This is a genomic window from Solibacillus sp. FSL R7-0668 (assembly GCF_038006205.1).
GTDB lineage: Bacteria > Bacillota > Bacilli > Bacillales_A > Planococcaceae > Solibacillus.
This window is the reverse complement of sequence record NZ_JBBOUU010000002.1, coordinates 107508-126150: the sequence shown is the minus strand read 5'-3', so window position 1 is coordinate 126150 and position 18643 is coordinate 107508. Positions and strand designations below refer to the sequence as shown.

Below are 18643 nucleotides of genomic sequence, written 5' to 3'. Positions count from 1 at the left end.
TGAAGTGACCCCTAAAAGTTAGACACGGTTATTTCACTTAGGCAGCTTGGGTAAAATGAGTTCGGTATTGCACCGGACTCATTTTTAATTTTGCCTTCATGCGTTTCGTGTTGTAATAGTGTATATAGTTTTCAAGTTCCTTTTTAAAATGCTCGACGCTTTCAAATTCCTTTAAGTAAAGGAATTCAGACTTCATGATGCCAAAGAAATTCTCCATCACCGAATTGTCATAACAGTTCCCTTTACGTGACATGCTTTGCACAATGCCTCTCGATTGGAGCGCATGGCGATATTGTTTCATTTGATAATGCCAACCTTGATCGGAATGCATCAGTAGCTGGTGTTCCGCTGGTAATCGCTCTAACGCCTTCTCCAACATCTCAGAAACCAACGAATAGGTTGGTCTTGAGCCGATTGTATACGTGATAATTTCGCCATTAAATAAGTCTAAAACAGGCGATAAATAGAGCTTTTCGCCAAATAATTTAAACTCCGTAATATCTGTTACCCACTTCTCATTTGGGGCTTCAGCTGTAAAGTTGCGATCTAAAATATTTGGCGCAATTTTACCGACTGTCCCTTTATAAGACTTATATTTTTTCATACGCACTACGCACTTTAAACCAAGTTCTTTCATGATGCGTTGAACCTTTTTATGATTCACTTTTTGTCCACGATTCGCGAGCTCATCGCGAATACGACGATAGCCATAACGACCTTCGTGTTCCTCATAAATCGATTGAATATCATCTTTTAGTTTGGCATCTGGATCCGGTCGATGCATCTTCTTGACGTAATGATAGTATGTGCTACGTGGAATGCCTGCGAACTTCACAAGCGCCTTCACCGGGTATTTATGCCTTAATTCATAGATGACCTTTACTTTGTCTTCTTTGGTGATTTTTCCTTGGCTTGAACTAAGGCGTTCAACTTTTTTAAATACTCGTTTTCCATACGTAGCCGATTGATTTCTGCTTGAAGTGCTTCTGGTGAGCCTTCTACTGGTGTTTGTTTTAGTTGTGTATTTGTTTCTTTTTTCATGGATGGACGCCCCTTTTTCTTTGATTGAAGGGCATCGAATCCTTTTGTTTCAAACTGTTTTTGCCACTGTAGAATAGTGGATGGAGCTGCTATGCCAAAGATAGCTGCTGTTTCATTTAAGGACGTACCGTTTTCAATCATGAAGTTTAGTACGTCTAGTTTAAACTGTGCTGAATAATTTGTATATCGTTTTACAAATGCTTCTGCACCATTATGTTCGTATTGTTTCTTCCAAACCCGAATATTTTTTTCATCAGCCCCGATTGATTGAGCAATTGTTTTGAAGCTTTCATTGCCGTTCATATACCTTAGAACAGCTTGTAGTTTTTCTTCAGCTGTAAATTTAGCCATAAAAAATGCACCTCCAAATGTTAGATGTGTCTAACATTTGGGGTGCAGTTCAGCGGGATTTTTTCATATGATAGGGAATTTTAAAAGGAGTTACTTTAATATTTCTTTTAAATTTTCAAGCATTCAATAATTATTTTATCTAAATTAATTAGCCAAAACCGCACTATTCCAAGTTTATCTAGCCCTTCAGATATTTTTCCCACCCGTTCTCAATAATTAATTCAAAATTTTCTTTAATCGCTTTAACATCTACCTTTGAATTTGAACCTTTGCTGGAGTTTTACTATATTAAGGTTATTAATATCCGTAGGCGTCATAATTATTGGATCAGATATGGATAATTGAGGGGTAATAGGCATTTAAATCCCCCCTCCAAGCAGGTTTATATTATCTATCCAACTTAACTCTTTGTAATCTTAATGCATTTAAAACGACAGATACAGAACTAAATGCCATCGCAGCTCCTGCTACCCACGGTGCTAAAAAACCTGCCGCTGCTATGGGAATGCCTAAAGTATTATAGGCAAATGCCCAGAAAAGATTTTGTTTAATATTTCTCATTGTTTTATGACTCATGATAATAGCATCAGCAATGCTCGTTAAATCTCCACGAATTAATGTGATATCCGCTGCTTCCATCGCCACATCTGTACCAGTACCAATAGCCATTCCTATATCTGCAACTGCAAGTGCAGGTGCATCGTTAATTCCATCCCCAACCATTGCAACCTTTTTTCCAGCTGCTTGTAATTTTTTCACTTCTTCTGCCTTTCCCTCAGGCAATATTTCTGCAATTACATGATTAACTCCAACTTCTGCACCTATTGCTTTGGCAGTTCGCTCATTATCGCCGGTCATCATAATAACTTCAATTCCCATATCCTTTAGGCGCTCAATAGCTTTTTTCGATGTATCTTTAATCGTATCAGCTACGGCAACTAATCCTGCGTATTGACCGTTAATGCTTGCCAACATTGCAGTTTTACCGTTTGCTTCAAGCTCTTCCATCTTGCTTAATACTTTTGATATATCGACATTATATTCTCTCATTAGTTTTCGAGTACCTACTAGTACTTCCTGATCTTTTACCAAAGCTTTCACTCCATACCCTGGGATAGCTTCGAATTTTTCCACATTAGAAAATTCTATATTTCTTTGTTCAATACCTTGAACAATTGCTTCAGCTAAAGGATGTTCGGATTGCTTTTCACTTGAACCTATTAACGAGAGGAATTCATTAATATCCGTACCATCTTCTACTAATACATCAGTTAATTTGGGTTTCCCGTTTGTAACTGTACCTGTTTTATCAACAACCACTGTATTTATATGATGTGTTTGTTCAAGATGCTCTCCACCTTTAAACAAAATCCCATATTCTGCAGCACGACCAGAACCAGCCATAATGGAAGTAGGTGTTGCCAGTCCGAGGGCACAAGGACAGGCAATAACAAGAACTGCGATTAAAGCTTCTAAAGCGGGAACGAAATCCCCAGGTGTAACAAGTGTATACCAAACAATAAATGTAATAATGGCTATTACAATAACAATTGGAACAAAAATACCCGAAATTTTATCTGCTTGTCTTTGTATAGGCGCTTTCGATCCTTGTGCATCTTCTACCACTTTAATAATTTGAGATAATGCGGTATCACGACCAATTTTCGTAGCTACCATTTTTATAAAACCATTTTTATTAATGGTAGAACCGAACAAGGAATCTCCAGTTTTTTTATCTACAGGAATACTTTCACCTGTTAACATGGATTCATCAACTGCCGTATCGCCTTCGATTACCTCTCCATCCACAGGAATTTTTTCACCCGGCTTTACTAAAATTGTATCCCCAATAACCACTTCTTCTAATGGAATTATTTTTTCTATCCCATCACGAACTACTAAAGCTGTTTTCGCTTGGAGGCCCATTAGTTTTTTTATAGCCTCAGAAGACCGTCCTTTTGCTTTTGCTTCAAATAATTTCCCTAAAATAATTAAAGTAATTAATACAGAACTTGTTTCAAAATATAGTTGTGCACTATGGTGGTCACCGACAGTAATAATAGCTTGGTAAACACTATAAAAGTAAGCTGCAGACGTTCCGATTACAACTAATACATCCATATTGGCACTCTTATTTTTTAATGCTTTAAATCATTAGCGTTGCATAAAAATTTTTAACATTTGTCAAAAGGGGCATAATACCTACCTGACTCATATATCTGAAAATTCAGAACGAACGATTTCTCCGTATTTGAAAAAAAGTCAACGTGGGCATAAGCGGTAGTCCTCATCCACAAATTGTAAATTATTTACATATGATATAACCTAGAAAATCGGGTCGTACGTTAAATTGTCTAAATGTTCCACCTCTCTTTCGTCAAACTGTTTGACGATGAGCTGAAACTCACTGTCCCAATCATGCTTTTTTCGTCCTTTGGATTGCCTTGTCGGCGGTCTGAAAAGTGCTTTAACAAAAGTTTCAAAAGGCTTGAAAAGAAGATTCTGAAGCGTTTCTTTCATCTCTAAAAGTGGTCCATCATGGTTCAGTTCCAGCTTTAGCAATACTTGCAGGCAATACGTAATCAGAGCAATCCAGATTTGTGTGTAGACGGCGTTCTGACTTTTTCCGAAGAACTTTTTGATTCTTAGGTGCTGTTTCATCCATTTAAAAAACGTTTCAATTTTCCAGCGGTAGCGATAGAGGTCTCCAATTTCTTTCGCCGACAAATCGAAACAGCTTGTGAGAATAATGATTTCATTTTTCTCGCGATCGACTGTTCGGATTAAACGCAGCGAATTCGACATTTTCGTGCGGTTCTGCTCATCCCCCAAAAAGACTTCTTGATCCGAAAAGATGTTATTTTCAACGTCTGGGGCTTGCTCATTCAGCACTTCAATCTTTGCATTTTTCCTCAATCGCGTGATAAAGCGAACCTCTTTCTCACACAATTTGTCATACTGTTTATAGTCCGTATAGCCTCGGTCAAACAGATGAATGGCATCGGAATCGAACGCCACCAGCGTATCCATTTGCGTACGGTCTGCATGTTTCGCCGGCAAAAGAACCGCCTGATCTGGGAGCGTCACATCTTTTGTGACAACGACGCGTAAATGCAGACGAACACCTGCCTTGGTTTTTCGAAACGTAGCCCAGGGATATTGGCTCAGACTCATGGACATGGTAGAAGAATCGATAACAAGTAGTTGATCGATATCCCGAACAAACGGTTGCCTTCTCTTCAATTTTACCTGGGCGGCAACGACGAGATGGCGAAAGACCTTTTCAAATATGCCCGGCGTCAAGCAGGACTGTCTGCGTGAAAGCTGCGACGAACTAATGGTACCCATTTGAACAAAGGTTTGAAGCTCTTCAGTTTCCTTCAGATGTTTCGCCAATTTTTTGAGCGAATCTTTTTCATTCAGCTGTGCAATGATGAACAGTTGTAAAAACTTATAGGCTGACAGCTTTTTCACGTAATAATCAAGATTGGAGACGTTCACAATTTTTAAAAATGTTTTCTCATTTAGTACTTTTAACAATTCATTTAATGTGGATTTTGTGGTATCCTTGTTCATGGTTGGCTCCTTTTAATTGGGATTTGGACAGAACTACCAAACCTAATTATAAGGAGTTTTTTTGTGCAACGGAATACCTTGTTTTGGAATTTTTTTAGTTAGAAGGACTCTTGATGAATAGTGTTTTAATTTAATGCAATGTTAATGGCTTTAAATGCACTAACATAAAACTGCCATCCAATTATAAATTGTACGGGTGTTGCTAATGCCATTTGTACCCATGGATTCATCAATACGTCTGGCATATAAATAAAGGATGTAAATGAAAAGTGACCGATCATTGTCCATAAAAGAGGGAGTGATAGAATGGCAGCAATAATAAATTTTTTCTTTTGTTTTTGAATTGCTTGTTCACGATAATCTACAGAGTCATTTTCTTTGAGATGTGCTCCATAGCCTAATTTTTCTACACGGTCTATAATATTTGAAACTGAAATTTGGGTAGGATTAAATTCCACAGTTGCATTTTCTAGAGCGAGATTAACATTTGCTACAGAGACGCCTTCAATTTTATTTAACCCTTTTTCTATTCTCGTTGCACAAGCTGCACAGGTCATTCCTGTAATAGTAAATTCCTTTTTTTCTTTTGCAACACCATACCCAAGATCCTGAATTTTCTTTTCAAAATCCTGTTCCCCTAATTTTTCGGGGTTATATTTAATAATAGACTTTTCCAGAGCTAAATTAACATTTGCTTCTTCAACTCCATCTAATTTATTTAACCCCTTCTCTATCCTTGTAGCACACGCTGCACAAGTCATCCCTGTGACTTGAAGACTTATTTCTTTATTTTCAGTACTCATGGTTCTTCACCTCATGTTAAATACCTTTACGGGGTATATTTTTTATCAGAAAGAGAGTGCTATAAAAAGCACTCCTTATCCTGTACCTAATAAAATTAAATATTAAACAACATCATATCCTTGTTCGTCTATTACTTCTTTAATTTTATCCAATGTTACTTTATCGCTATTAAAAGCTAAGTTTACTTGACCAGCTTGTAAATCCACTTTCACTTGGTCAACACCTTCTAAAGCACCCACACTACCTTCAACTGACTTCACACAATGCCCACAAGACATCCCTTTTACATTTAAAGTTACATTTTCCATAATCAATTTCTCCTTTACTTTTTCATTAATTTTTGTATCGTGACAAGCACTTCATCTAGTACTTCTAAATCCCCTTCTTGAATACGATCCACTACACATTCTTTCATATGAGCTTCGAGAAGAATTTTAGCAACACTATTCAGAGCAGCTTGAGTTGCCGAGATCTGAGTAATTACATCATCACAATAAGTATCTCTCTCAATTAAACCCTTTATCCCTCGAACTTGACCTTCAATTCGATTTAAACGGGAAACTAGATTTTTTTTAGCTTTATCAGAGTGGTGACTTTTCCGTACATTCGAATCAGAACAACCATTCTCATCTTTGGAGCTAATTTCAATTAATTCAGGTTCCATATCCATCTCTCCTCGCACTCATCATAGCATACCCCCCCACCCTATTCAATATATAATTTTATAAATTATAATAATTCTAAATTATAGTAAAAATATTTTTAGAAGATACATTGTCGTTATTGTTAATCCTATTAACAACGTCAAAAAACTAATTACTTTTATGCTTTCACCTTTTTCAATTTTTCGATATTCTCTATAAGTTATTTCTCCTTGAACAAATCTTAAACCATTATGATTAGGACTTACTGTATAGGATTTCCCCTCGTTATCTTCTAAAACTGCTTTTGTTATCAATACTCTTCCATCTTCATAGTTTTCAAGATTCTGAGGTGCAATAAAACGATCATCTGAAAGCTCTAACTTTACCATTTTGTACATCGACTGTTTTTTCATTGCTTCACATATTCTATAAGCCTGTAGTTCAATAAAATTACTAGAAATACACATTTATCTCAACTCACTTTTAATTTAGATTTGAATGAATATTTACTTGTCATTTTATTATATTCTAAACTCCATTAAAGTTCTTCCATTAATGCATGGATAGAAAAATTTATTAAAAATTGCCTAAAAGTTCTTAGGCAATTTCCTCAGTGTGTTACTTATCATTATTAATTTGTAAAAGCTGTGCATTGATCGCACACATAATAGTACTCAACGACATAACTGCTGCTCCAATTGCCGGTGTTATGACAAGACCAACGCTATAGAGAACTCCCGCTGCAAGAGGAATTGCAACAATGTTATAGCCAGCAGCCCAACCTAGGTTTTGAACCATTTTTCGGTGACTAGCTTTTGAAAGTTTTAAAGTACTTAAAATATCCACTGGATTACTATTTACTAAGACAACATCTGCCGTTTCAATTGCAACATCTGTTCCAGCCCCAATAGCAATTCCTAAGTCTGCTTCTGCTAATGCTGGTGCATCATTTACTCCATCACCAACCATCGCTACTTTCTTTCCACCTTCTTTTAATGCTTTTACATTATTAGATTTTTCATGTGGTAATACTTCAGCGATGACTTGGGTCATACCAAGCTTGTTACCAACATAATTTGCTACTCGCTCGTTATCGCCTGTCATCATAACCGTTTCAATTCCTAAATCTTTTAATTCTTTTATAACTTTATAAGATGACTCTCTAATAATATCAGCTAATGCAATCATGCCCTGTAATGAGTTATCTTTTAATACAAAAACAACAGTTTTTCCTTCTTGAGCAAGTTTTTCATACGTCTCTTCATCAAACGAAATATTATTTTCTCTTAACACACCTGGACTAACTATTGCAATTTCAAAACCGTTTACTTTTGCTACAAGTCCTTTACCAGTTAGATTTTGGTAGTTTGTTACTTGATAAAGATCTAAATTACGTTTTTTTCCTTCTTTTACAATCCCCTTCGCTATTGGGTGTTCAGACTGTGTTTCAATAGAATACGCAAGTTTTAAAAGTTCTTCTTCACTAACATTTTCAGTTGGATGAACATCTGTTACTCCAAAATTCCCTTCTGTTAAAGTACCTGTTTTATCGAATACAATACGATTAATTCTAAAAGCACTTTCAAATGATGTACGATTTCGTATTAATAAGCCATTTTTTGCTGCAATCGAAGTCGATCGAGATGTAACAAGTGGCGTAGCTAATCCAAGGGCATGTGGACAAGCGATAATTAAAACCGTAACCATTCTTTCTAATGCAAAATCAAAATCACCTGTAACCCCCCAATAGGCTAGCGTAATAACACCCGCAACGATTGCAACATAAAATAGCCACTTCGCAGCAGTATCTGCAAACCCTTGAGCTTTTGACTTCGTTTTTTCTGCATCACTTACTAATTGAATAACCTGTGCAAGATAGGTGTCGCTACCCGTTTTCGTTACATTTATTTTTAATACACCATCATTATTAATAGCTCCACCAATCGCCTTCATTCCAGCAGTTTTTTCAACAGGAACAGATTCTCCCGTTAACATCGATTCATCTACTGTTGAGTGCCCTTCAAAAATAACTCCGTCTAAAGGAATTTTTTCTCCTGGTTTTACTAGTATATGGTCTCCTGGTTTTAAGTCTTCTACAGAAACATCTACAATGTTTCCAGACGCATCAAGTTTATGAGCCTCTTTTGGCATTAATTTAATTAGCTCTTCTAATGCCTTAGATGCTCCCATAATGGATTTCATTTCAATCCAATGTCCTAAAAGCATAATAACAATTAAAGTTGCTAATTCGAAATAGAAGTCGCTTCCTTCAATAAAGAAAGCAGTTAAGGTACTATAAACATAGGCTGTGACGATAGCTAATGTAATTAATAACATCATACCTGGAGCTCTTTCTTTTATTTCACTCCATGCACCAAGTAGGAATGGTTTTCCTCCGTAAAAGAAAACAATTGTAGATAATAAGAATAATAAGAAAGTATCACCCGTGAAGTTTACTTGGTACCCAAACAACATTTGTATCATCATCGATAAATACGATATTGGGATGGTTAGAGCTAAAGAAATCCAAAACCGCTTTTTGAAATCTCCAATCGAGTGACCATGATGCTTATCATGCCCTCCTTCATGATGCCCGTGTCCACTATGGTTATGGTGTGCATGATTGTGATGCTCATGATTACCATGGTCATGGTCAGTATGACCTTCATTTCTTTTGTGCTCATGATGTTCAGGGGTATGTTTTGAGTGATGATATTGATCATGTTGGCTATGGTTATTTTCACCTTTATTGCTTTTCTCCATCTTACTTACCTCATTTCATTGAAAAAATTGGATGTAATTCTTATTTTATATATTACAGTAATTAGGATACCTTGGTACCGTATTTTTTATTGAACGAATTACTATTTTAATTACAATTTGATAAATTTTTAAACATCAAACTTTTGGGTCATTACACTCAAATTATTTGCAATCTTCGATAACCCAAAGGATAATTCAGATAATTTATTCATTGCTATTAATTGTTCTTTGCTTGAAGTAGAGACATGATTAGAATTTTCAGTATTTTTTCTAGCAACAGTTGAAATTTGTTCTATTGCATTAGTGATTTCATCTACGTGTAACGACATTCCCCTTGCTGCATTTAAAATATCGTCCATTTCAAGGTTCATATCTATTGTAGACTGAGAGATAATAGTAAATTTCTTTTTTGTATCATTTATTATTTTGATACCTTCTTTAACTTCATCAATTACTGTGTCCATTGTAAAAACGGATGTCTCAGTAGCATTCTGAATTTGTTTTATCAACAATCCAATTTGTCCGATTGAATCATTAGATTGTATTGCAAGTTTTCTAACTTCCTCTGCAACTACAGCAAATCCTTTCCCCGCTTCACCAGCCCGAGCTGCCTCTATAGCAGCATTTAATGCAAGTAAGTTAGTCTGATCGGCTATACTAGTAATTACATTAAGAATTTGGGCAATTTCTTTTGAATTATTAGAAAGATGCTGAATTGAATTATCCGATTCACTAACAGAATTTTGAATTAACTCCATCTGATTTACTGCATTATCTACTGTGCGTTCGCCATCACTTGCAAAAACCGTTGTTTGTTGAGAAAGATTAGATAATTTTTCGGTATTTTTAAAGATGTTTTTTATGCCATTATTCACTTTTCCAATTGAAGAAGCAATTTTCTCTAAACTATTAGTTTGGCTTTCTGTATCTATGGCCACTTCTTGTATTGACTTTGAAATATTTTGAGTGAGTTGGTCTGTTTCATTCGAATGTTTAGCTAACTTTTCAACAGATGTGAATATTACTCCTGATGAGTCATTAATCTCACCTACAATACCCCTTAAATTCCTAATCATTACTTCGAAGGAATCCAATAATTGTCCTATCTCATCTCTTGAACCTTTTGGAATCGTAACATTTAACTCCCCTTCTGAAACTTTCTTTGTTAAGGAAAGTAACATTTTTAATGGAGAAATAACTAACCAATGAATGCAAACTCCTGCTATTACAGTAGTAAATACAAGATTAATAGCAGTACTTATATACACACCATAGTTAAACTGAATATCATGACTCAAAAAGGATGTGATATAGTTTGTCAATGTCATACTAATTAATAAGGAAATGATTATTGCAAATGAAATTTTAATAGTTAATCTACGAAAAATACTTATTTTTGGGAAAATAAATTTTTTTGTTTTCTTCAACTTCTCCCCTCCTACATTCTAAAACGAAAAAGAATTGATTATCAGGATTAGTATAACTATTAAATATGCAAAAATTATCAATTATTACAAGTTTTATTACAAATAGTTAATCTATTGAAAAAAACTATCAAATGATGGTCCTTCTTTACTTCCTATAAAAGTCCTTTCCCATTTAGGTGAAGAAGATACTTTATGCACTCTTTAAAAAAAGAGTGGTTTAGCCCCATTCCATTATTTCACTACTATTTTCCCAACCATCCCCGACTCTTTATGCCCAGGAACTGTACAAATAAATTCGAATGAACCAGTCATTGTTGGAGTAAAACCTATTCTCTGTGTTTCTTTAGGCTTTGCGTGTAAATGAATCAAATTATCTTGCGCACGATGTTTATGCTCCAATTGAGAGTCATCGTTAAAATTTGGAATTATCACTTCGATATCATGTTCTACATTATCTTGATTGCTTAGTATTAGATTTACTTGTTGACCCTTTTCTAATACAATTTCTGTTGAGGAATATTTCATATTAATAGTCTGAATAGTAATATCCCTCGAATCTATGGCCTGTTTGTCCTCTGTTTTGGGCTGTGAATGGTTGTTATGTATTAATGGCTCTTTAATTTTGACCTGTTTCTCTGCAAATGTTACCCCTCCCAAAAAATAAGCTGTAATAAATATTCCAATTAATAAAGGTTTTAAAATTGCCACTCTGCTTTGCAAGTATTCTTTACCATTTTTTCTTGGAAGAATAGCAAATAAAAAGAGTGTTGAAATTGATAAGAAGAGGAAAATTCTCACTAAATAAATTGACTGATCTTCATTTATCATTTCTCCTAACATTGCACCCATCATGCCACTCATTAATCCAGTCATTATGCCCTCTAATACAGATAGCAAACTATAGTTCATACCAATTAATAACCCTACAACAGAACCTATTAGGCAAGCTAATATTGTTGAAAAAAATAAATCACCTTGAAATGAAGCACCAAAGAGGATCCCTACTGTTAAACCAGTGTTCATACTAAAAAACATTGTTATCATCATGCATTGCATCGAATTAATTTGTTTTTTTGCATTTCTAGATATCAGCAATACCAAAATTGTTAGTACTGTCAGTGAGGCTAAAATGAATATTTGATAAAATGCCATCAATCCACCCTTTCTAACTTCTTATAATTTTATACCCTTATATGGTATGCATGCATTTGTTATTTAATTAAAGATTCTTATGACTACAACAAGAAACTAAATAAATACAAGATTTATAGAGCAATTGAAGGAATTTAAACAATTATTTTGCATTAATCTGCATAATTTTGTTACCTAAATGAAAAATTAAACTTCTCTTTTCTGTGTTAATCTTACATTGTTCATATAAATCGGTGTTGCTGAGAGGAGTAAGGTAATAGTTGAAGAAAAAATGGTTACTACCAATTTTTGCATCCTTCATGATTTTCACAAGTGTAGGTGCACATAATACAGAAGCAGCAGCAGTATCTGACTTAACAACTACTGCAAAAAATTATCTTGGTGCTCCCTATAAACTGGGAGGAACAAATATAAATACAGGTGTTGATTGTTCGGCCTATACACAATTAGTATTTTCAAATTTGAGTATTTCCTTAGACCGAACTTCAAAAGCACAATATCAACAAGGTACTTCTGTTTCAAAGAGCGAATTAGTCGCTGGCGATCTCGTATTTTTTAATACTTTCGGTTCAGGTGTTTCTCATGTTGGAATATACATAGGAAGTGGCAAATTTATATCAGCAACACCAAGCTCGGGTGTTAAGATAGATAAAATAAACGACCCTTATTACTGGGGATCTCGTTACATTGGAGCCAAACGTGTTGCAGATTTCACAACTGAAGAAAAAGGTGAAGTTAAAAATGCTGAAATTGACTTCAGTGTTTATGCATCTCGTGGTGAAGTAGCTCTTCAACTTGCAAAAGCATTAGGATTAAATATCTCTGAGACAAGTTCATCATTCACAGATGTAAAACCAGCTTCTGAATATGCAGGTGCTGTAACAGTATTAAACAAGCTAGGTATATTTAGTGGTGATGCGAACGGTAAATTTAATCCTGCATCCCCTATTACACGTGTACAGCTTGCAAAAGTTTTAGTAGAGGCTTTCAATCTAAAACAACAAGGTGATGTTAAAAACTTCTCAGATGTTTCAACATCTCATTGGGCAAGTGATTATGTAGCAATTTTAGCTTCAAATCAGATTACAAATGGTAAAGATAATGGAGAATTTGGTGTAAACGATAAGGTGACTTTAAAACATTTAGATGTTTTTTTAAATCGTTTAACTAAATAAAATAACGAATAATGTATATTAGAAAAGAACAATAAGTCTATACAAAAATAATGCTTAGGGCAATGGATCCCCCCAAGCATTATTTTTAGTTTTAAAATCCCCAATAAGTAATTGTATCAAGGAAGCCAATGAAAATTAGCATAAATCCAGCAATCCTTTGAATGACTCTTCCAACCTTCATGCTCTTTTTCATGATTAAGCCTTTTACATCAAAATACCATATTAGCCCTAAGATAATAATAAGAGGAATAGATGTTGCAATCCCAAATATTGCAGGGAGCACTAGCCCGTAAGAAGTCGACACTACCGTAGGCATTAACCAAACGAAAAAGAGGACAAACATTGTTGGACAAAATGCAATGGCAAAACTTGCTCCTAAAAGGAATGAGCCTACCTTTCCCTTTTTCAAACTTTCTGGAATATGAAGAGTTAAGCGATCTAAAAATTGGAACTTTAAAAACCCTACCAGGACAAGTCCAGTAATAATTAATAAAGGACCAATTATTTTACGGAATAATGGAAAGTACTCCGTCATTTTTGTTTCAAACGATTGTCCGAAAAACCATGCTAATAATCCGATTGCGCTATAGACCATTACTTTCCCAATAATGAAAGAGGTAATTACCCCCCAACTATTGTTCATTTGAATCGTTCGGTTTCCATAAAGGGTTATTGCACTAATGTTTCCTGTCAACTGACATGGTGCAACAGCGCCAATTAACCCTAGAAGAAGAGCTATAAAAATTGGTGAATGATCATATGAATGTAAAAAAGTAGAGACTGGGTCACTTATTATTTGACTTATTTGAGACAAAAAACTATACATTTTATTGTCACCTTCTAGTTAGTTATTGGAAGTTAATTTACCATTGAAAGCTAGATTGTCCCAAGTTAATCCTTGATCTTTAGATTGGTATATATTTAAATTATTTGTAATTATAACAATCTCTTTTTCATTATTAGGATTTAGGGCGATAAAGATAATAGGGTCTGTCATTATTTCTTCAGGTAATTCTATATTCTTTTCTGAACCCTTCTCTAAAGAAAAAGACTTTAGATGTACTTTGTTATTATCAAAATTTGTATAATATCCGGCAGCCTCATTTAATGTAACGTACGTGACCATCTGATTTGAATTTAATATTGAAAAGTTTTGTCCATAATCGGTTGAAATATATATGCCCTCTTTACTACCTACTAAGAGTAATTCTTCTTTTGATGGGTGTGCAGCAAAATTTGATATATAAGTTGTACTAAGACCATTCATTGTTGCTTGGGTCCAAGTTTTTCCCTCATCTAGAGAATAATTTAATCCACCCTTTAATTTTTCAGTGGGTGTCTCATTGAATACATAGACAGCATTCGAATCATATCCCGCAGTTAAGTAATGAAAATCAATTTCTCCATAAAAAGCTAATTGTTCTAAAGTTGCACCTCTATCTGTGCTTTTAATAAGTCCCAATGGATTTTTAAGTTTTGATCCTTTCTCTGGATGCCCACTTGCATAAAATCCCTCTCGTACAGCAGAAAAGCCCATATAATCATGTTTTTCACTATTAGCTTCTTGCCAACCATCATTCCCGTACTGGTATAAACCATAATGGGTGGCAACGACGAACTCTTCTCCTCCATTTGTATAGCCTAAACCATGTACATGGTCAATTTGACTATTTTTCACTTCCTCAAAAGAGTATTTATCTTCAGAGTTACAAGCTGTTAAAATTGCAATGGCTGATAGTATTCCAATAAAAAGCTTAAATTTTTTCACAACTTTTCCCCTCATTTATATAAATTTTGACACCTTACCTTTTGTATTTCATTAGAACATACTTTAATGAAATGTGTTTAATCCCTAAATTAATTGCATTGTTGTGATACAAGTACCGTCATTTTCAAATGTAGAAAATTCGGATTCAACCGTTTTTCCTTGATGCTCAATTTTTATTTGAAACGATTGTTGACGGGGTAACCATAAATCAATAAACCCATTTGCTTCTGTTTTTAATGTGTCATCTACTAGGACATTACCTTCAGTATCCTCAATGTATACATCGAACTGTTCACTCACCATTTCACCCTGGCATCCGGTTAAACTGTGGTTTTCGCAAGGATGTGTTTCGTTTATGTAAGGGGCAATTGAAACAAAAAATTCATCTTTCGGAAGTTCATAAGCTTGCTCATTTCCATTATTATCTGTCACCAATAGTTGTTTGGATGTTATAGAAGCGGACTTAGCTGTAATAGTTCGTGCACTATAATCTTCTACTAATTCCTTAATCTCTCGAGTTTCTTTTTTTATGGAACTGTTTACCTCAATCTTATTTTCTTCACTACAACCTACCAGTAGAACAACTACAAAAATAGTACTAATAAGCATTTTTAATTTCATATTGTTTTTTACCTCATGTATTTTATTTAAATTAATTCCATTTATAACCGATCCCCCAGGCCGTCTTTAGAAATTCATTTGTAGGAAAGCCTGCTTTTTTTAATTTATCCCTCAAATTCCGAATATGTGAATCAACTGTTCGTATATCTGTTTCTGTTTCATAATCCCAAGCAGCATTGAGCAATTCTTCACGAATATAAATTTTAGAAGGTCTAGAAATTAGCGCTTTCACAATATAAAATTCTTTTAATGTGAGCTGGGCTTTCAAATTTCCGTAATGTAAGGAGTACTTTTCCGTATCTAAAAAAAACTTATTGTAAACAATATTTGCATTATTACCTTTTTCTTCTTCCGAAAATCTCCGTAAAATCGCATTTACTCTCGCAATCAATTCTCCCTCATCAAATGGTTTAGAGAGATAATCGTCAGCACCGATGTTTAATCCCTTTACTAAATTTTGTTTATCTGATCTTGCAGTAAGCATAATTATAGGGACTTGTGAAAACTCACGTATCTTTTTACAAACTTCCCATCCATCCATTTCGGGCATCATTACATCTAAAATAACTAAATTTACTTTTTCTTTTTTTAGTATTTCTAAAGCATTTTTTCCGCTTGTTTCTTTTATACATTCAAACCCTTGTGGGATTAGAAATAATTCAACTAGATCTAACATCCTTTGTTCATCATCCACTAAAAGAACGGTTTGCATTTACTCTCACCCCCTTTATATTATTATTTTAAATGTACTTCCTTGCCCTATTTTGCTTTTAACCTCGATGGTCCCTCCGTGCGCCTCTACTAACTCTTTCACAACAGCGAGACCAATTCCTGAGCCGCCGTATGCACGTGACCTTGATTTTTCAACTCGATATAATTTTTCAAAAATATACTCTATTTCATCTGATGGAATCCCAATACCAGTGTCAGTTACAGAAATAACTGTTTTGCCATCCTTTTCATATGCGTTTAAAACGACTTCTGAATTTTCACTAGAATACTTTAAGGCATTATCCAATAAATTTAGAATAACTTGTTCTAATCGAATAGAATCAGCATATATTTGAAAGTTGCTTTCACAAACAAGATTTAGTTTTATTTCTTTTATATCAAACGAAGGAAGAACAAACTTGTAAATACTTTCTAAAAATGGTTTGGCAAAAAAATGTTCTTTAGAAACGGTGAAGGAGTTTTCATCCATTCTAGCCAAATCTAATAAATTCTTCATTAGATCCTTCATTCGATCGGATTCTTCACCAATAATTTTCAGATAATATTTACGTTCCCCTTCACTCAATTCTTCTCTTATTGCAACTTTCGAATACCCTATCAAATATGTTAACGGTGTATTTAATTCATGAGCAATAGAAGCTAGGAATTCATTTCTTTCTTTCTTTAAGCGTTCTAAGTCTTTTGCTAATTTATGAATGGATTTTGATAAATCACCTAGTTCATCATTTCCTAAACGCGGTAAATTTACTTCAAAATCACCTTTACTTAATTTCTCAGTTGCTTCTTTCATTCGGATTAACGGTCTAGTTAGAACTTTAGATAGTAAGGCATACACAAGAAATAAAACAATCAAACCTATAATGCCTGATATGACAAAATGCATATTCATATCTTCTACCATTTGATTAATTGAATTTGTACTTTGAAACATAAGGACAAAACCTGATTGATTGCTCTCAACTTTGTAAGGATGTACGCTAACAATGTACGGTAGATTTCTCCAATCTGAAACTAATATTTCATCTTTATCCCTATTAAAATCATCTACAAAAAGTTGATACTCTTCTTGCAACATATAGGATTTATCGGAACTACCAATAATGGTACCTGTTTTGTCTAATATCATTACCTCTCGATTTCCATTCTTTTCCATCAACACGATATGTTTTATCGTTGTATCTGAATAATGTTCCATTAGCACGTCTCGGTGATTTGCACCATTTGCTAATAACAACGAAAACTCTTCTTCTATTTTATTATCAATCATATTTTGATGAAGGTAATACATCAAAAGCGACTCCATTATTAGCACCACTATAAAGAAGCATACTGCCAATTTTGTAGATATTTTATTCACTTTTATTTTTACTCTCCTCGCATCAAAAATCTTATAACCACATTTGGAATGGATCATTTTTATTTAAATTCAATTGGCTTTCTAAAACCCTGTGAATCCACCAAAAAAGGGTGTTAATAACGCAATAATTTTTGTCATCCAATCAAAATACAATAAAATTCCCATGATAATCATAATTATGCCACCTATTTTCATAAAAAGGTCGCTACGTTTTTGAAGAAACTTCATTTTTCCTATAAATAGGGACATGATTAAAAATGGGATAGAAAAACCAAGTACATAAAATAACATATACCACATGCCTCTATCTGGATCCGATATTCCTAAAGCAATAACTCCTGCTAAGATTGGTCCAGTGCATGGAGTCCAACCTGCAGCAAACCCCATACCGATAATGATCGTACCTAAATATCCCTTTGGTCTTTTTTTAAATAAAAACCTTTTTTCCGATTGAAGAAAATCAAATTTGAAGACTCCGAGAATTACTAAACCAAAAATGACAATAATAATTGCACCCACTTGTCTAAGTAAATCTTGATACTGAATGAACAGCGTCCCAATAAAAGAAGTTGAAAAACCTAATGCCATAAAGATGATAGAAAAGCCTAATAAAAAAAGTAATGTATGTAATAATGCTTTGCGATTAAATATGCCCTTTTCTTCTTTCAGTTCATTAAAGGAGATTCCTGTAATATAAGAAAGAAATGCTGGATATAGCGGTAGTGAACATGGAGATATAAAAGATAAAAGTCCAGCTCCAAATGCAAGAAATAGATTTAATTGACTAACCAAATATCTTCACTTATCCTTTCATAAAACCGTATTCATTTCTTTAGTAATAGTTCTTGTTATTTCTACGAAGCTAGTATAAGAAATAAATATGGAGAAATTATGCAGATTAATTGGACTGATCCTAGTACTATTTATATACAGATCAATAACTCTACATTATTTGCTACCCAAACCACTAGCCGATTTTATAATGTCAAGGGGAATATGATTACCAATGGAAATATCTTTGCAATATTAGGCTTCTTAAATATTACAAAGATATTTATTGCGTTTAGTTAATCGCTTTAGAAAATGAGAGATTGAAGATATAGGAAAAAGATATGCAAAATTTAAACCAGATATAGCAGCATTTATGACATGCTGTTTCATCTGGTTTATTAGTAAATATTTTTAAATAAAAGTTTAGGTAAATACAAAAAGGCTTAGGACCGCTGGTTTTC

Annotated in this window: 15 protein-coding genes and 3 pseudogenes; 1 reads left to right on the top strand and 17 read right to left on the bottom strand. The window is 34.2% G+C overall.

Going from position 1 to position 18643, the window contains the following annotated elements; translation table 11 throughout:
* Positions 1 to 37 precede the first annotated feature (37 nt).
* The 11 genes and pseudogenes from MKX47_RS20715 to MKX47_RS20665 all read right to left on the bottom strand — a co-directional run bounded on the left by MKX47_RS20715 (position 38) and on the right by MKX47_RS20665 (position 11758).
* Positions 38 to 1045, bottom strand: coding sequence for an IS3 family transposase (locus MKX47_RS20715; RefSeq protein ID WP_340778242.1), 1008 nt, complete (start codon positions 1043 to 1045; stop codon positions 38 to 40).
* A pseudogene (locus MKX47_RS20710) lies at positions 1009 to 1344 on the bottom strand (helix-turn-helix domain-containing protein); the annotation flags it as partial. The gene MKX47_RS20715 and the pseudogene MKX47_RS20710, both read right to left, overlap by 37 nt.
* A gap of 435 nt (positions 1345 to 1779) precedes the next feature.
* A pseudogene (locus tag MKX47_RS20705) lies at positions 1780 to 3543 on the bottom strand (copper-translocating P-type ATPase); the annotation flags it as partial.
* Positions 3544 to 3717: 174 nt separating this feature from the next.
* Positions 3718 to 4968: an IS4 family transposase gene (locus MKX47_RS20700; protein ID WP_340770156.1), complete on the bottom strand. Its 1251-nt coding sequence runs from the start codon at positions 4966 to 4968 to the stop codon at positions 3718 to 3720.
* 143 nt (positions 4969 to 5111) lie between these two features.
* Positions 5112 to 5771, bottom strand: a pseudogene (locus MKX47_RS20695) (copper ion binding protein); the annotation flags it as partial.
* A 102-nt stretch (positions 5772 to 5873) separates the two neighbouring features.
* Positions 5874 to 6080 (bottom strand): copper chaperone CopZ, encoded by a 207-nt coding sequence (copZ, locus tag MKX47_RS20690; RefSeq protein ID WP_340778234.1) that lies wholly within the window; start codon positions 6078 to 6080, stop codon positions 5874 to 5876.
* Positions 6081 to 6094: 14 nt separating this feature from the next.
* Complete coding sequence (locus MKX47_RS20685; RefSeq protein WP_445683622.1) at positions 6095 to 6436, bottom strand: metal-sensitive transcriptional regulator; 342 nt, start codon at positions 6434 to 6436, stop codon at positions 6095 to 6097.
* 81 nt (positions 6437 to 6517) lie between these two features.
* Complete coding sequence (locus tag MKX47_RS20680; RefSeq protein WP_340778230.1) at positions 6518 to 6883, bottom strand: hypothetical protein; 366 nt, start codon at positions 6881 to 6883, stop codon at positions 6518 to 6520.
* A 151-nt stretch (positions 6884 to 7034) separates the two neighbouring features.
* The gene (locus MKX47_RS20675) at positions 7035 to 9179 is read right to left on the bottom strand and encodes a copper-translocating P-type ATPase (protein WP_340778228.1); all 2145 of its coding nucleotides are present in this window, start codon (positions 9177 to 9179) and stop codon (positions 7035 to 7037) included.
* A 128-nt stretch (positions 9180 to 9307) separates the two neighbouring features.
* Entirely contained in the window at positions 9308 to 10606 is a 1299-nt protein-coding gene (locus MKX47_RS20670; RefSeq protein ID WP_340778225.1) for a methyl-accepting chemotaxis protein, read from the bottom strand.
* 231 nt (positions 10607 to 10837) lie between these two features.
* Entirely contained in the window at positions 10838 to 11758 is a 921-nt protein-coding gene (locus MKX47_RS20665; RefSeq protein WP_340778222.1) for a plastocyanin/azurin family copper-binding protein, read from the bottom strand.
* A gap of 260 nt (positions 11759 to 12018) precedes the next feature.
* Here MKX47_RS20665 and MKX47_RS20660 point away from each other — a divergent pair, with 260 nt between their 5' ends.
* Entirely contained in the window at positions 12019 to 12933 is a 915-nt protein-coding gene (locus MKX47_RS20660; RefSeq protein WP_340778221.1) for a C40 family peptidase, read from the top strand.
* A 91-nt stretch (positions 12934 to 13024) separates the two neighbouring features.
* Here MKX47_RS20660 and MKX47_RS20655 read toward each other — a convergent pair whose 3' ends face one another.
* The 6 genes from MKX47_RS20655 to MKX47_RS20630 form a co-directional block, all read right to left on the bottom strand.
* On the bottom strand, positions 13025 to 13759 hold the full coding sequence (locus MKX47_RS20655) for an urease accessory protein UreH domain-containing protein (protein WP_340778219.1): 735 nt from the start codon (positions 13757 to 13759) through the stop codon (positions 13025 to 13027).
* Between the two features lie 18 nt (positions 13760 to 13777).
* Positions 13778 to 14701 (bottom strand): F510_1955 family glycosylhydrolase, encoded by a 924-nt coding sequence (locus MKX47_RS20650; protein WP_340778217.1) that lies wholly within the window; start codon positions 14699 to 14701, stop codon positions 13778 to 13780.
* 84 nt (positions 14702 to 14785) lie between these two features.
* Entirely contained in the window at positions 14786 to 15322 is a 537-nt protein-coding gene (locus MKX47_RS20645; protein ID WP_340778215.1) for a CueP family metal-binding protein, read from the bottom strand.
* 31 nt (positions 15323 to 15353) lie between these two features.
* Positions 15354 to 16034, bottom strand: a complete 681-nt coding sequence (locus MKX47_RS20640; protein WP_340778211.1) for a response regulator transcription factor — start codon at positions 16032 to 16034, stop codon at positions 15354 to 15356.
* 15 nt (positions 16035 to 16049) lie between these two features.
* Positions 16050 to 17342, bottom strand: a complete 1293-nt coding sequence (locus MKX47_RS20635; protein WP_340778209.1) for a sensor histidine kinase — start codon at positions 17340 to 17342, stop codon at positions 16050 to 16052.
* Positions 17343 to 17492: 150 nt separating this feature from the next.
* Entirely contained in the window at positions 17493 to 18203 is a 711-nt protein-coding gene (locus tag MKX47_RS20630) for a cytochrome c biogenesis CcdA family protein (RefSeq protein WP_340778207.1), read from the bottom strand.
* Positions 18204 to 18643: the final 440 nt, after the last annotated feature.

Coding starts and splice junctions, on each gene's coding strand:
- MKX47_RS20655 (WP_340778219.1), bottom strand. CDS start 13,759: ATGTATAGTTTTTTGTCTCAAATAAGTCAAATAATAAGTGACCCAGTC.
- MKX47_RS20635 (WP_340778209.1), bottom strand. CDS start 17,342: ATGTATTACCTTCATCAAAATATGATTGATAATAAAATAGAAGAAGAG.
- MKX47_RS20640 (WP_340778211.1), bottom strand. CDS start 16,034: ATGCAAACCGTTCTTTTAGTGGATGATGAACAAAGGATGTTAGATCTA.
- MKX47_RS20675 (WP_340778228.1), bottom strand. CDS start 9,179: ATGGAGAAAAGCAATAAAGGTGAAAATAACCATAGCCAACATGATCAA.
- MKX47_RS20645 (WP_340778215.1), bottom strand. CDS start 15,322: ATGAAATTAAAAATGCTTATTAGTACTATTTTTGTAGTTGTTCTACTG.
- MKX47_RS20680 (WP_340778230.1), bottom strand. CDS start 6,883: ATGTGTATTTCTAGTAATTTTATTGAACTACAGGCTTATAGAATATGT.
- copZ (WP_340778234.1), bottom strand. CDS start 6,080: ATGGAAAATGTAACTTTAAATGTAAAAGGGATGTCTTGTGGGCATTGT.
- MKX47_RS20665 (WP_340778222.1), bottom strand. CDS start 11,758: ATGGCATTTTATCAAATATTCATTTTAGCCTCACTGACAGTACTAACA.
- MKX47_RS20685 (WP_445683622.1), bottom strand. CDS start 6,436: ATGGAACCTGAATTAATTGAAATTAGCTCCAAAGATGAGAATGGTTGT.
- MKX47_RS20700 (WP_340770156.1), bottom strand. CDS start 4,968: ATGAACAAGGATACCACAAAATCCACATTAAATGAATTGTTAAAAGTA.